At 69.3% G+C, this 13,229-nt stretch carries 15 protein-coding genes and 1 pseudogene; 5 read left to right on the top strand and 11 right to left on the bottom strand.

The window, feature by feature from the left end; genetic code table 11:
• The 4 genes from ACFWBQ_RS11140 to ACFWBQ_RS11155 all read right to left on the bottom strand — a co-directional run.
• On the bottom strand, positions 1-291 hold a 291-nt coding region (locus tag ACFWBQ_RS11140; RefSeq protein ID WP_385487171.1), incomplete at its 3' end, for a transposase.
• 81 nt (positions 292-372) lie between these two features.
• Positions 373-951, bottom strand: coding sequence for a hypothetical protein (locus ACFWBQ_RS11145; RefSeq protein ID WP_385486511.1), 579 nt, complete (start codon positions 949-951; stop codon positions 373-375).
• A gap of 11 nt (positions 952-962) precedes the next feature.
• Positions 963-2,063: a hypothetical protein gene (locus ACFWBQ_RS11150; RefSeq protein ID WP_385486513.1), complete on the bottom strand. Its 1,101-nt coding sequence runs from the start codon at positions 2,061-2,063 to the stop codon at positions 963-965.
• Positions 2,064-2,209: 146 nt separating this feature from the next.
• Entirely contained in the window at positions 2,210-2,572 is a 363-nt protein-coding gene (locus ACFWBQ_RS11155; RefSeq protein WP_385486515.1) for a winged helix-turn-helix transcriptional regulator, read from the bottom strand.
• A 55-nt stretch (positions 2,573-2,627) separates the two neighbouring features.
• On the opposite strand from ACFWBQ_RS11155, the gene ACFWBQ_RS11160 reads away from it, so the two are divergent.
• Entirely contained in the window at positions 2,628-3,851 is a 1,224-nt protein-coding gene (locus ACFWBQ_RS11160) for an MFS transporter (RefSeq protein ID WP_385486517.1), read from the top strand.
• Between the two features lie 376 nt (positions 3,852-4,227).
• A complete protein-coding gene (locus ACFWBQ_RS11165) occupies positions 4,228-4,515 on the top strand; it encodes a CorA family divalent cation transporter (protein ID WP_385486519.1) in 288 nt (95 codons plus the stop codon).
• Between the two features lie 79 nt (positions 4,516-4,594).
• Here the strand turns inward: ACFWBQ_RS11165 and ACFWBQ_RS11170 are convergent, their stop codons facing one another.
• From ACFWBQ_RS11170 to ACFWBQ_RS11190, 5 genes and pseudogenes are all read right to left on the bottom strand, one after another.
• Positions 4,595-5,950, bottom strand: a complete 1,356-nt coding sequence (locus tag ACFWBQ_RS11170; protein WP_385486521.1) for a hypothetical protein — start codon at positions 5,948-5,950, stop codon at positions 4,595-4,597.
• Between the two features lie 103 nt (positions 5,951-6,053).
• Positions 6,054-7,394, bottom strand: coding sequence for an ATP-binding protein (locus ACFWBQ_RS11175; protein ID WP_385486523.1), 1,341 nt, complete (start codon positions 7,392-7,394; stop codon positions 6,054-6,056).
• A gap of 20 nt (positions 7,395-7,414) precedes the next feature.
• A complete protein-coding gene (locus ACFWBQ_RS11180) occupies positions 7,415-8,092 on the bottom strand; it encodes a response regulator transcription factor (RefSeq protein ID WP_385486525.1) in 678 nt (225 codons plus the stop codon).
• A gap of 380 nt (positions 8,093-8,472) precedes the next feature.
• Complete coding sequence (locus tag ACFWBQ_RS11185; protein WP_385486527.1) at positions 8,473-8,883, bottom strand: four-helix bundle copper-binding protein; 411 nt, start codon at positions 8,881-8,883, stop codon at positions 8,473-8,475.
• 150 nt (positions 8,884-9,033) lie between these two features.
• Positions 9,034-9,153 (bottom strand): annotated as a pseudogene (locus ACFWBQ_RS11190) (DUF4396 domain-containing protein); the annotation flags it as partial.
• A gap of 101 nt (positions 9,154-9,254) precedes the next feature.
• On the opposite strand from ACFWBQ_RS11190, the gene ACFWBQ_RS11195 reads away from it, so the two are divergent.
• Complete coding sequence (locus ACFWBQ_RS11195) at positions 9,255-9,470, top strand: hypothetical protein (RefSeq protein ID WP_385487205.1); 216 nt, start codon at positions 9,255-9,257, stop codon at positions 9,468-9,470.
• A gap of 35 nt (positions 9,471-9,505) precedes the next feature.
• On the opposite strand, the gene ACFWBQ_RS11200 is transcribed toward ACFWBQ_RS11195, so the two are convergent.
• Positions 9,506-10,144 (bottom strand): TetR/AcrR family transcriptional regulator, encoded by a 639-nt coding sequence (locus ACFWBQ_RS11200; protein WP_385486529.1) that lies wholly within the window; start codon positions 10,142-10,144, stop codon positions 9,506-9,508.
• Positions 10,145-10,211: 67 nt separating this feature from the next.
• On the opposite strand from ACFWBQ_RS11200, the gene ACFWBQ_RS11205 reads away from it, so the two are divergent.
• Positions 10,212-11,816 carry an FAD-binding oxidoreductase gene (locus ACFWBQ_RS11205; RefSeq protein WP_385486531.1) on the top strand — a complete coding sequence of 535 codons (1,605 nt, stop codon included), beginning with the start codon at positions 10,212-10,214 and terminating at the stop codon, positions 11,814-11,816.
• Here the strand turns inward: ACFWBQ_RS11205 and ACFWBQ_RS11210 are convergent.
• Positions 11,714-12,796 carry a hypothetical protein gene (locus ACFWBQ_RS11210; RefSeq protein WP_385486533.1) on the bottom strand — a complete coding sequence of 361 codons (1,083 nt, stop codon included), beginning with the start codon at positions 12,794-12,796 and terminating at the stop codon, positions 11,714-11,716. The genes ACFWBQ_RS11205 and ACFWBQ_RS11210 overlap by 103 nt on opposite strands.
• Positions 12,797-12,928: 132 nt before the next feature.
• On the opposite strand from ACFWBQ_RS11210, the gene ACFWBQ_RS11215 reads away from it, so the two are divergent.
• On the top strand, positions 12,929-13,105 hold the full coding sequence (locus ACFWBQ_RS11215) for a hypothetical protein (RefSeq protein WP_385486535.1): 177 nt from the start codon (positions 12,929-12,931) through the stop codon (positions 13,103-13,105).
• The last annotated feature ends 124 nt before the right edge of the window (positions 13,106-13,229 follow it).

The following is a 13,229-nucleotide window of genomic DNA, read 5'->3' on the forward strand; positions in this document are numbered from 1 at the left end:
AGCGTCCTGATCTCCGAGATGTTCCACGACGTAGTCGCGCACGTCGTCCAGGACCTCGTCCGCCTCCCACTCGATCCGGTTCAGTAACCGATGAACGCGGTCAGGGCCTGTGTGCCCGGCTTCTTCCGCGAGCGTCCAGCCGTTCTTCCGCTCCAGCGGAGCAATCAACCCTCGCATATACGCGAGCGCCGAATCCCGCGGCTCCTGCCGGTTGAATCGGTGCACGAACCGCTCGTGCACCGCACTCAGTTCCCCGGCCCACAACCTGACACCACCAAGGTCCCCACCCATAACCAGACCAACGACGACGCTGGCCACCAGTCACAGCAAACACCGTTGCAGTACTAGGTCGGGTCATCCCAGCATTGTCAGTCATCTGCGCCGTTCATGGTTGCCAGGGGCGTATCGGCTCCAGGTTCCTCCGGCTTCGGTGACCAGGCGAGTGGCTGTCTTGTCGTGGTAACCGAGGGCCTTCGCGATGACGGGGGCCGGGGCCTGGAGGACGAGTTGGCGGATCGCGGAGGTCCTGCAGCGTTGCGGCGGGACGCCGATCTCTCGCAGGTGGACTTGGAGGCTGACCGGGTTCATCGGCTGTCCGGGCTGGCGGCCGGGGAAGAGCCACTGTGAGCTTCTGCTGCTGGCGTAGGGCAGGTGCTGGCAGGACTGGATGTAGGCCCGCATGAGGTCAGCGACGGGCTCCGGCAGCGGGGACGGCGGATCTCCCAGCCGGACGGCGACGGTGGCCCCGTCGTCGAGGACGTCGTCGACCGTGAGGCGGACGATGCGGGTGACGGGTTGCGCGTAGAGGAGAACCAGCGCGGCGGCGACCCGGGCTCGCAGGGGCAGGGAGTCGTCGTTGAGGGCCCGCCGGAGAATGGCGAGTCGTCGGTGCTGGTGCAGTGGCGCTTGGTCCTGGTCGATGACCTGGGGTGGCAGAGTGAGGCGGGACATCCGGCTCGTCTTCATGCACCAGCGCAGGAACGTCTGGGCCGGGCGCCGGGTGGCCAGCTTCTCCGTGTGCCAGGCGTCGAGGTCGGCCTGTTGACAGTGTTCGATGCTGCGGCCTCGGTCGGCGAGCCAGGTGAGGAAGGCGCCGGCCTGGGTGATCTCTTGTTTCGTCTGACTGGTCTGGGAGCGTCCCAACGGCCCTTGCTCCGCAGGCGCCGCATCTGGTGCCAGATGGCGAAGTGCTGAAGATGCCGACGGTGGTCGGGGTCCTCGATCGTGGCGAGCCGTTCGGTCAGCCAGCGCTGATAGAGCATGAGCTGCCGGTCGACGCGTGGCAGGACGCCGCTTTCCATCAGCAGGTCACGCAGATGGACGACAGTTCGCCAGGGCGCTTCCTGGTGCAGCCCGTCGTGGGTGAGCGGGACGGTGCCGGTGGCCAGGTCCCGCAGGAGGCGGACGACGTTGGGGTTGCGGAGCCAGATCAGGCGGCTCTTGGGCCGGTCCATCTCCAGCAGGGCAGTGACCAGCGGTTGCAGTGAAGGAGCGACACGGCCGGTGCCGTCGTCGAGGGACGCAACCTTGAACAAGGCGGCATCGCGGAAGGCCGGCAGCCAGCCCTTGCGGCCCTTGCCGCGAACGCGCAGCACCTCCTCGTCGGCGTGATCGAAGAACGCCTCCAGCTCGGGCCGGGTGAAGGCCCTTCGTTCCGGCTCGCCTTCGGCCTCGCGCCAGAACTGAAGAGTGAGCACCAAGCGGTCCGCGTCGCGGAAGACGTGAGCCGTTACGTTGTCAGTCGTGGGCCCCCAGCTCAGGACACGGAACTGGCTGCGAAGCTCATAGTCGGCTTCGGTCTCCTCGTCAGCCCCGGCACGGTGCATGAGACGCCGATGCGTGGCTTCCGGTGACAGGCCGTCGAACGGCAGCGGAGAGCCCTGCCCGGCACGCAGCCAGGCGGCCGTGTCCAGCACGTCCCGGCGGAACTGCCTGACGAAAGACGAGTTGTCGTCGCAGGTCAGCCACTTCCCTGCAGCCCACAGATCCACCCGGCGCAACGCGTTGTCCCACTCACCGACCTCGGCAGCGAACCTGTTCTTGTCTCCCAGAAGTACGGTCACGTCGGGACCCTGGCAGGCTCATTGCTCATTCGCAAGCAAGGTCCCACTGAGCCACGAAGGTCCGCGTGACCTCCTCGCCGCTGCCCACTTCAGCGACGGTCGCCGGGCCCTTCCCTTCAGAGAATTAGGATCCGCACCCACCGGGGTTACCGTTGCGCGTCGGCTTGTGCGCGGGCGCGTTCGATGTCGGGGACGTGGCTCTCGGCCCATTCCCGGACGGCACGTAGGGGTGCCAGCAGTGACCGCCCGAGGTCGGTGAGGGCGTACTCGACATGCGGGGGATTTGCGGGAATCTCCGTGCGAGAGATCAGACCGTCGTACTCCATCGCGCGAAGCGTCTCGGTGAGCGCCTTCGGTGTGATCCCCCGGATGTGCGCCTTGAGCTCGGTGAATCGCTTCGGCCCGTTGTCCAGCGCGTTGACGATGAACACCGTCCAGCGCGCCCCGATCCGGTGCAGAACGGTGCGACTGGGGCAGGTCGCGGCCATGATGTTGTAGGCGTTACCCATGCACGACTCCCGGTAGCGTTGTAGATACCAGTATAGAATCTATACCGTCCGGGTTGTGTCTATTCCCGATTGCACGGTCCGTCCCTCGAAAGCCCGGCACGGCCGTTTCGTCGCAGCGATCGTCATCGACTCGATCGGCACCGGCGTCTTCATCCCCGTTTCGATGTTGTATTTCCTGGCCACGACGCCGCTGACGCTGGTGCAGGTGGGCGCGGCACTGACGACGGCCGGGCTGCTGGCGCTCCCGGCGGGCCCTCTGGTCGGAGGACTGGTCGACCGGTACGGCGCCAAGTCGGTGCTGCAGGCGGCAAACCTGGCCCAGGCGCTCGGCTTCGCCGGGTATCTCCTCGTGGACCAGACATGGCAGATCGCCATCTGCGCCTGGTTGAACAGTGCCGGGCGGGCGGTATCCTTCAGCTGCTACGGCGTGACCGTCACGGCGCTGGCCGCGCCCGGCCAACGCGAGCGCTGGTTCGGTCTTCTGGGGTCGGTACGCAACCTCGGCTACGCACTCGGCGGCCTCCTCTGCGCCGTCGCCGTCAGTTTCGGTACTCACGGCGTCTACGCCTCGATCGTGGTCGTCAACGCCCTGTCCTATGTCACCGCCTTCGTTCTGCTGCGGGCCGCGCCGAATATCCGTCCCGAGGCGGGCCAGGACGGTGCTGGAGGCTGGGGGCGCGTGCTCCGGGACCGGCGGTACCTGTCACTGGTCGCGCATCAACTGTGCTTCGCGATCTCCTTGTTCGCCCTCAACATCGCGATACCGGTCTACGCCGTGGACGTGCTGGGACTGCCTGGCTGGACTGCCGGCGCGGTCTTCGTCCTCAACACCCTGATGGTCGGCTTCGGCCAAGGCATCGTCATCGGGTGGCTCAGCGGGCGGATCCGCAGCCGCGTCCTCGTCGCCGGACACGCCTGCTTTGCGGCCGGCTACCTCCTGTTCCTCGCCGCCGACCGCGTGGCGCTCGCCCTCGCGGTCGGCGTCGTGTTGCTCGGCGCAGGCAGCTACACCTTGGGTGAAATCCTCGGCGGCCCCATCACGTCGACTGTCGCCGCGGAGAGCGCCCCAGAGGCCCTCCGTGGCCGGTACTTGGCCCTCAACCAGCTCGCCGTGACTGTCGCAGGAGCGGTCGCTCCGGCCGGGCTCTCCGGGTTGCTGTCCCTCGGGGCAGCCGCGATCTGGCTGACCCTGGCCGGCGTCAGCGTACTCGGAGCCACGCTCGCCACTACGATCGGCAAAGTGGTGCCAGCGGCTCAGAGCCGCATCGGAAGTGTCTAGTGCCGTGACCGCATAGGTTTGCCGGGTTGGCGGCCATGGCGGTTGGATGACGCTCCGATGTGTTGGCAAGCGCGAGGGGGCGCCGGTATCGGGCGAGCAGCAGGAATACGCCCTCACAGCCTGAACGGGATTCCCTTCAGAGGAACCGCACCCAACTCGCTTCTGAGGTCGGGGTGTCGCTGGGTAAAGGCATTGCGCGGAGCGCCAGCTTCAGCTACCGGAGCGACGATGGTCCAGGCTCCATCGGAGCGGGCGGGAGCGTCCCTGAAGATGCGGTCCATGGCTGCGCGAATACGTGCGCGCTCGTCGACTCCCCAACCGGGTGGCGTTCGGATAGCTTTTCGCCGCTCCAGTCTCCGTTGTGTCAGGTGCGCGCATGGGGACGCGAGCGTCGGGGTGCGGGGAACAGATCCTCTCCTTCGACGAGGTCGTCACCGGCATGCTCAGCGCCAGCATCTCCCAGCTCGGTGTCCAGCAGAACGTCGACATGCGCCGCATCAGCGCCTGGGCCGCCCTCATCGCCGTCCCCACCATGGTCGTCGGCGTGTACGGCATGAACTTCGAGTACATGCCAGAACTCAAATCCCCGTACGGCTACCCGGCAGTCCTCACCGTCATCGCCGTTGCCTGCACCGTCATCTACCGGGCTCTGCGCCACAATTGATGGCTTTAGCAGCCCCGCTCGGCCCTCCGGAGCGCAGTCCCAGGTCGGCGGCGAGCGATATCTGGGCCGAGACTGATTGTCAGTTCTGACCGGTCAGGGCTGCGGAGAGCCTGAGTGCAGACTCGGCTGCCGCGGCCGTGTCCTTGTGGTCCGCCGCACTGCGCAGTTCACGCAACTGTGCGTTGATCCGGGCCGCCTTGGACGGTTCCGTGTCGGGTTCCACCCGGTCCCAGGTGAGTTCGAGGCTGGTGACGTCTCCGGCTACGGCGCCCGTGTCGGCTGCGGTGGAGTCCAGTTGCAGCTGTTGCGTCCACAGGGTCATGCGAGCCGCCTCCACGATGGGGAGCGGTTCGTAGCGCAGGTGCAGGTCCAGGTCGTTCTGTGCGACCCGGAGCACAGCACCGCGTACCAGGTCCGCGTCGCGTGCCTTGACGGCTGCGGTGAGTGCGTCCAGGTCGCGGTTCATCTGTGTCGTGAGCAGGTCCGGCACACGGTCCGACGTCCGGTACGTGTTCCAGGCTTGGCGGACCTGCTGCACCGTCGTGTCGGTTGCGTGGTTGTGTGCTGCGCGGACGGTGTCCGACAAGGTGGTCAGTTCTGGTGGTACCGGGCCCGGCGTGGCGTCGGTGGGAACGGCCAGTTCGACCGCCTCCAGGTCGGCGCCTGCCTTGCCGGTGGAGAACTCCCCGTAACCCGGAGCGAAGACCTTGTCCTCGCGGGTGCCGTCCATGTGCAGTTCGGCCACTGTGATCGCGCCCTTCACGGGCCCGTACGGACCGGGGACCGCCTGCCCGGTCTTCTTGACGGTGACCTCTTCGAAGACGACCTCCGGCGTGTTCTCGGGCCGGTAGACATCCCCGGCCTTCGGATGGGAGGGCATGATCATCGCGGCTGGTCCGGTCTTGCCGGCCAGCCAGGTGCCGTCGGTGTCGGCGACCACTCCGTGCTCGTAGTTGAAGACGTCCTCGCCGAGGTACCACACCGATCCGTCGTCGGCCTGGGCGAACCGGTCGAGTGCGACCTCCTGGATCCGCCCGTCGGAGAGCGCCATGTACTGAAGGGTCCGCACCTTCACCTGCTCGCCGTTCAGCGCGATGGGCTTCGTGCCGGGCAGCAACGTGAACTCGGTACGGAACGGCTTGCCGTCCACCTGGCCTCCGTAGATCACCTGCTGGATCTCCGAGCTGGGGTGCAGCGGGTTGGAGATGGAGGTCGGGTTCGAGAACACGGGTTCGATCACGTCGACTCGGGCCTTCTCCGGTGCGAGCGGCAGGCAGGTCCCGGTCTTCTTGCCGGTGGCCTCGTCCACGATCTGTACGCAGTCCGTCGTGCCGGCACTCGGTGCCTTGCCGACGGCGCCTGCGCTGCATGCGCCCGCCGTGAGTGCCGCGGTCATGGCCACGCTCGCCGCGGCTGCCAGCTTCCGGTTCCTCATGGCTGCCTCCTCATGGCTGCCTCCTCATGGCTGCCCCCTCTGCCGTATTCGGGACGCTGCCACCCGGGCGCTGAAGGGACGCTGAATGAAACTGAATCCGCGTTCAGGGGCGGGGGAAGGACACCTCGAATCGGGCCCCGCCCAGGGAGCTCTCGGAAACCGTGGTGGTACCGCCGTGGGCCGCCACCAGTTCCTTGACGATGGCCAGCCCCAGCCCGCTTCCGGCAGCCCCTTCCCCGGCACGGGCCCGCGCGTCATCGAGGCGTACGAACCGCTCGAAGACACGCTCCCGGTCGGCGGGCGGCACCCCGGTCCCGTCGTCCTCGACCCCGAGCACGATCCGGCCGTCCTCCTCCTGGGCAAGATTGAACGCCACCTGTGAGCGGGCGTGCCGGGCGGCGTTGTCTCCCAGGTTTCGCAGCACCCGGCGCAGACCCTGCGCGTCCGCATCGAGCCGCGCGGCCGATACCCCGGTTGTGCCGATCCGCAGCCCGGCCCCCGCCGAGCGAAGCCGTCGCGCCTCGTCCAGGACCAGGTCGTCCAGATCAACCTGGTGCAGTTGCGGGCGCAGCGCGTCCTCGTCGGCACGGGCCAGCAGCAGCAGGTCGTCGACCAGGTGCTGGATGCGGACATCCTCTGCCAGTACGGTCCCGGCCAGCCGCTCCTGGGTCGTGCTGCCGGGGTGGGCGAGCGCGACCTCGGCGTGCTGGCGGATGGAGGCGACCGGGGAGCGCAGCTCGTGCGAGGCGTCCGAGATGAAGCGTCGCTGGGCGGACTGGGACCGTTCGAGGCGGTCCAGCATGCGGTTCATGGTGGCCGCGAGCCGTGCGATCTCGTCGCGGCCGCTCGGTAGCGGCACCCGGCGGTGCAGTTCGGCCGATGAGATCGCCTCGACCTCCGTCCGGATCGCCGTGACCGGGGCCAGGACCCGCCCGACGGCCATCCAGGTGGCCCCTGCCGCCAGGACGAGGAGCAGCGGCAGCCCCACCAGGAGCAGCCGGGTGACGATCTGCGTGGACTCGGCGACGGCGATGAGCGCCCGCCCGACCAGTACCGTTTTGCCGCTCTCGGGGCCGTCCGGCCCGTCGGCGGTGACCGCCACCACCAGGAACTCGTCCTCGTCCAGCGGTGTGGTGATCCGGGACTCGGAGTCCCCGTCCGGGGCTGCCAGCGCAGGCAGATCCTCGACGTTCGCGCTGGCCGCGACGACCCTGCCCTCGGCGTCCAGGACCTGGATGAACTGCTCGTCCCGGTCGGCCACCGTCAGTGAGGGCACCCCGCGCCCCGCCTCGATGACGGAGGCCACCCGTTCGGCGCGGGCGCCCGCCACCTGCCGTACGTCATCGGTCAGCTCGGCCCGCAACAGCGCGACCAGGGCCACCGCTCCGGCGACCAGTCCCACCGCGACGACGAGGACGGCCGCAACGGTCGACCGGAATCTCATTCCACGGCTAAACGCCATCGCTACCCCCCATCGGGAGCCAGCCGGTATCCGCTGCCGCGCACGGTCTCGATCGACGCCCGCCCGAAGGGCCGGTCGAGCTTGTTGCGCAGATGTCGGACGTAGACCTCGACGATGTTCGCGTCGCCCTCGAAGTCGTCATCCCAGACATGCGCGAGGATCTCCCGCTTGGACACGGTCTCGCCGCTCCTGCGCAGCAGAAACTCGAGCAACGCGAGTTCGCGGGCGGTGAGTTCGACCCTTACTCCGTCGCGTGAGACCTCTTTGGCCGCCGGGTCGAGCCTCAGATCACCGGCGGTGAGCGCGGCGGGCCGCTCGCGGGGGTCGCGGCGCAGCAGCGCCCGCAGCCTGGCCAGCAGCACGGCGTACGAGAACGGCTTGGTCAGATAGTCGTCGGCGCCGGTGTCCAAGCCCTCGACCTCATCCCACTCGCCTTCCTTGGCTGTGAGCATCAGGATCGGTGTCCAGTTTTCCTCGGCGCGCAGGGCCGCGCAGACGCGGTAGCCGTTCAGGCCGGGCAGCATGATATCGAGGACGATCGCGTCGTACGGGTTCTCGCGGGCCCGCCACAGGCCGTCCGTACCGTCGAGTGCGACGTCGACGGCGAAGCCCTCCGCCTCCAGGCCGTTGCGCAGCCCTTCGGCGAACCGCTCCTCGTCCTCAATGACCAGAACTCGCATGGCCCGATTGTGGCCCCCGGCACCTGAACCGGCGCTGAACGCGGGCCGGTGTCGGGAGTCCGCCGTCCCCGTCAGTAGGCGCGCGGCGACATGACCTGCGGCTGGGCCCCTTCAGCCTCGAAGAGTCACCTGGGCATGTCGGGACCCTGAGTCGCGCGCCGTCGTCGACGGATCGGTTGGCAGCTCTATGCGTACGATGACCGAGTGGTCACCCTGTGCGGTGGCGTGGCTGGTTTCCTTGCCGTCGACCAGCACCTCCACCAGCACCCTGTAGCCCGTCTGGACGGGTACGGTGACCGACCCGCTACGGGCGCCGCCGACGCGAGCAGGTCTCCCAGCCGCGCCGAACCGTCGCCCCCAGCCGTGTCCAGCGCATTCGGTCAGCCAAGGGCACCAAGGAGCTCGTTGCACGCCTGCTCGCAGGAGCGGCAGGCTTCGGCGCAGACGCGGCAGTGTTCGTGCATGTCCGCGTGCTGTCCGCATTCGTCGGCGCACGCTTTGCAGCCCATGGCGCACGCCTTCAGGATCGCGGCGGTGATGTCGGCGTCGTAGCCGGTGTGTCGGGAGAGGACCGCGGCGGTGGCGGTGCAGATGTCGGCGCAGTCCATGCCGGTACGGATGCACTTGGCCAGGTCGCCCGCCATTCCCTCAGACAGGCAGGCGTCCGCGCATGCCGTACACGCCTGCGCGCAGGCGATGCACTTCTCGATGCAGGCAATCAGTTTGGCCTGGTCGATGTCGCCCAGGTCGGCCGGGTAGGTGGCGAGCATGTCCTTCACGGTGCTGGACATCAGGGTGCCTCCGTTCCCCGCGGGGTCGGCGGACCGGGGTGGCCGTCGTCAAAACCCCTGGTACCTCCAGCTAACGCCTCCAGACGCGAACGCGCCCGGAGGCCACCTCGGCGAGGGCGGCTCTCCGGGCGCGCTTGGGGGTGCGGAAGGTCAGTGGTAGGCGTGGACGACAGCATGGCCCTTGCCGCGGCCGATCATCCACTTGTTGACCGGTGTCGTGATCACGAAGGCCACGGCGAAGCCGCCCAGCAGCGCCGTCCAGAACAGCCGGGTCTGGATGGCACCGGAAGGGCAGCCGGTCGTGCCGAGGTCTCCGCAGGGAAGACGAAGAAGAAGTAGGTGCCGGTGGCGCCGCCCGTGCCGTGCATGGAGTGGCCCATGGCGCCCTCGGCTGGCTTGCCCCGACGGCGCCGGTCGGGGTCGCGGCGTGTCGCTACGGATGGCGCCGGGTTCCCGCAACTCCCGGCGCCTTCCACAGATCCCTCGGCCACGACCAGGCCGCCGTCCGCCTCGCCGGCGTCTACGCCCTCGCCCGCCTCGCCGACGACTGGGCAGAACAACGCCAGGTGTGCATCGACGTCCTGTGATTTTTGACAGTAAGCGCGTGAGGCGTCGGGCTGGCTCACGCGTCGTAGTCGCCGGTGGCGAAGATGGTGCGGGCGGCTCCCAAGAGCCGTGCGCAGCGCTGGGTCATGGCCGTGGGTGACTGGTCGGGGTGGTTGATCCACCAGCGGACCAGGGCGGTGCACAGGCCGCGCCATGCGTGTTTGAGGGCGTCGGCGTCGAGCGGGTCGCTGGTTCCGGCGGCGTGCAGGAGGTCGGCGGTGCCGGTCGCGGCGAGGTCGTCGATGGCGTCGCGGTAGTAGGCCGCGCGGTGGGCGGCGTCGCTGTCGGGCGGCAGCGAAGGGTCGTAGAGGACGAACCATGCCTCGCGCTGCCCGTCGAGTGCGGTGAACAGGGCGTGCAGCACGCGCAGAGGCGTGGCCGGTGCGCCGGTGTCATGTTCGGCCATCGCAGCACGGATGGCGCCCAGCAGCCGGTCGCCGACCGGGTTGAGGCAGGCGAGGTAGAGGTCCTGTTTGCTGCCGAAGTACTGGTGCACGAGTGGCTTGGTGACGCCGACGCGGGTGGCGATGGCGGCCACGGTGGTGGCCTCGTAGCCGTGGCGGCCGAACTCCTCGGTGGCCGCGGCCAGGACCTGTCGTTCGCGTGCGGCCCTCGGCATGCCCTTGGTGCCGGCCTTGGAGGAGAGCGTTGTCATGGGCCAGATCTTACCCTAGGGTAATTTACCGACGGGTAAATTCCTTGGACCCCGCTGGAGCGCACCCATGCCTGCCACCGCGACCGACCCCCACACCTCCCGCACCCGCTCCTGGTGGGGCTGGGGCTATGCCGACGCCCACCCCGACGACGCCGAATGCGTCGCGATGGGGGCCCTGTTGCCGGGCACCCTGGCCCGCCCGCTGCCGGTCCCCCGGGTCGTCGACCTGCCCATCGGCCGCCCCGCAGCGACACCCCCGCCCTCCCTGGCACACCGGGTCACGGCCGACCCTCAGGCGCGGGCCGCCCACGCCATGGGCAAGGCGTACCGCGACGTCATCCGGGCCCTGCGCGGCCGGCCCGGCCGGATCCCCGACCTCGTCGCCCACCCGACCAGCGACCAGGACGTGGCCGACCTGCTGGACTGGGCCGGCGAGCACGGCGTGGCCGTCATCCCCTTCGGGGGCGGCTCCTCGGTGGTCGGCGGCGTGGAGTACCGCGGCGACACCCACCACGCAGTACTCTCGCTCGACCTGACCTCGATGGACCGCGTCCTGGAGATCGACACCGCCAGCCGCTCAGCCCGCATCCAGGCCGGGGCCCTCGGCCCCGTGCTGGAGGCCCAGTTGCGGCCCAACGGCCTGACCCTGCGCCACTTCCCACAGAGCTTCGAGTTCTCCACCCTCGGCGGCTGGCTGGCCACCCGGGCCGGCGGCCACTACGCCACCGTCCACACCCACATCGACGACTTCGTGCAATCCCTGCGCGTGGTCACGCCCGCCGGGGCCAGCACGTCCTGGCGACTGCCCGCATCCGGCGCCGGACCGTCTCCCGACCGGCTCTTCCTCGGATCCGAGGGCACGCTCGGCGTCATCACCGAGGCATGGATGCGCCTGCAGGAGCGCCCCCGCCACAAAGCCTCCGCGTCCGTGGCCTACGCCGACTGGCACCGCGCACTGGACGCGGTGCGGGCCATCGCCCAGTCCGACCTCGCCCCGGCCAACTGCCGACTGCTCGACCCCGGCGAGGCGCTGCTGTCCGGCGCCTCCCACGACGGCTCCTCCGTCCTGATCCTGGGCTTCGAGTCCGCCACCACCCCCGTCGACGACCGCCTCGCGGCCGCCGTGGACCTGGCCCGCGCCCACGGCGGTCGCGGCGAGACGGCTGCGGCGGACCGCGACGCCCCGGCAGACGCGGCCGTGGGCGCCTGGCGCTCAGCGTTTGTGCGCATGCCCTACCTACGCGACGGCCTGGCCCGCATGGGGGCCGTCGTCGAGACCTTCGAGACCGCCGCCACCTGGGACACGATTCCCGCCCTGATCGACGCCGTCCGCAACGAGGTCGGCGCCGCCGCCTCGAAGGCCACAGGCCACCCGGCCACCATCAACTGCCGCCTCACCCACGTCTACCCCGACGGCGCCGCCCCCTACTTCACCGTGGCCGTCGCGGGCCGGCCCGGCGACGAGGTCGAGGTCTGGGACGACATCAAAGCCGCCGCGACCGACGTCCTGCACCGCCACCGCGCCACCATCACCCACCACCACGCCGTCGGCCGCGACCACCGCCCCGGCTACGACCTCCAGCGCCCAGAGCCCTTCGCTCTGGCGCTGCATGCCGTCAAGGACGCCCTGGACCCCCACCGCATCCTCAATCCCGGCGTCCTGCTCGACTGACAAGACTGCGGCAATCGGGCGCGGGCGGCGAGAACTGCCGCAACGGCGCGCTCGCGAAGCGCATCGCTGGCCGTGCAGCGGCCGTCCAGCCGGGACAGATGCGGCTTTCCCCACCAGCAGGACGGTTCCTGGTCAGCCACGGAGGGCGGAGGCGAGGATCGCGGGCAGCCTGGTGATGCCGGGTGCGGTGGTGAAGCGGGAGACACGTTCGAGGGTTGTGCGGCCGGTACGGCTGGTGACGAAGTACGGCGGGCGCAGCGACAGGGAAGCGGAGCCGGCGAACAGCCCGCGGGGGCCGGTGCGAAGGGAGCACGCACCAGGGTCTTCTCGATGTCCTCGAGCATGAAGACGTTGTTGACGAAGCCGATGCCGCTGCCGATCTGCTGCCGGGTGTGGCCGGGACAGGCGCCCCAGGGGGTGTAGCCGAGCAGGAAACCGATCGCGGACGAGCAAGTGATGCCGAGGGTGCCGTAGCGCAGCTCGGCGACGGCCCTTTCTGTCGCGGCGCGGTGGTCCTTCTCGGTCCTGGGGTGGACCATCATCGTCGCGCCGAGGGTGCCGGGCACCTTGTCGTTGGCGAAGTCGACAGCGTTGCGCAGGAATGCGGCCGCGGTGTCGCCGGGGAGGCGGACCACGCCCAGCGCGCTGGCGAACACCTCGCGGGTGAGCAGGACGTCGTCGTGGTCGGCTATGTCCGGTACCAGGAGGCGGCAGCCGTCGGCGTAACTCTCGGCATCCGGGTGGGCCTTGAGCACGGCGTCCAGCCGCTGCTCTGCCCCGGGGTAGTAGTCGGAGCGGGTCGGCAGGGCGCAAAGTACCTGCCGGATCTCCTCGAGCAGCCGCTCGGTGCCGCCCCAGTCGCGGGGCAGGACCAGCACCTGGCTGGCGATGCAGTTGTGGCCGGAGTTGTTCATCTTGCTGGTGACGATGTGCTCGGCCTGGAAGCGGAAGTCCGCCGCACTCCACTCCCCCGGCACCACGATGCAGGGGCTGACCCCGCCCAGCTCACTGGTGAAAGGCTTGTCGATCAGAGGCTGGTCGGTCCCGGATCGTATCCCGGAAGGCTTCGTGTTCCTCGTTGAACACAGTGGGACGCACGGTCGCCCCTTTCGATGGTGTGGCTGGTCCGCACGGGGCGCGCGATCGTCGGTGCGGAGGTGAAGGTGGCCGCTCAGGACGACCAGGACGTCCCGAACGGGACCGTGGGAGAGATCGTCGTACGCAATGGCGGAATGCAGCGTGACCCGCAGGGCGCCCGCTACGCCGGTCACTGTTTCGCACTCTGGTGACGTGGCGAGCCTTGCACTGCCGCCGGCCTGAGGCCAACGAAGACCGGGATCCAGATGTGTATACCTACCTGCGCACGTTCGGGTTCCTGCCGAGGCGCTGACATTGCGGCCGGCCGCCGGGCAC

This window comes from Streptomyces sp. NPDC060035, from assembly GCF_042736635.1.
Taxonomy (GTDB): Bacteria; Actinomycetota; Actinomycetes; order Streptomycetales; family Streptomycetaceae; genus Streptomyces.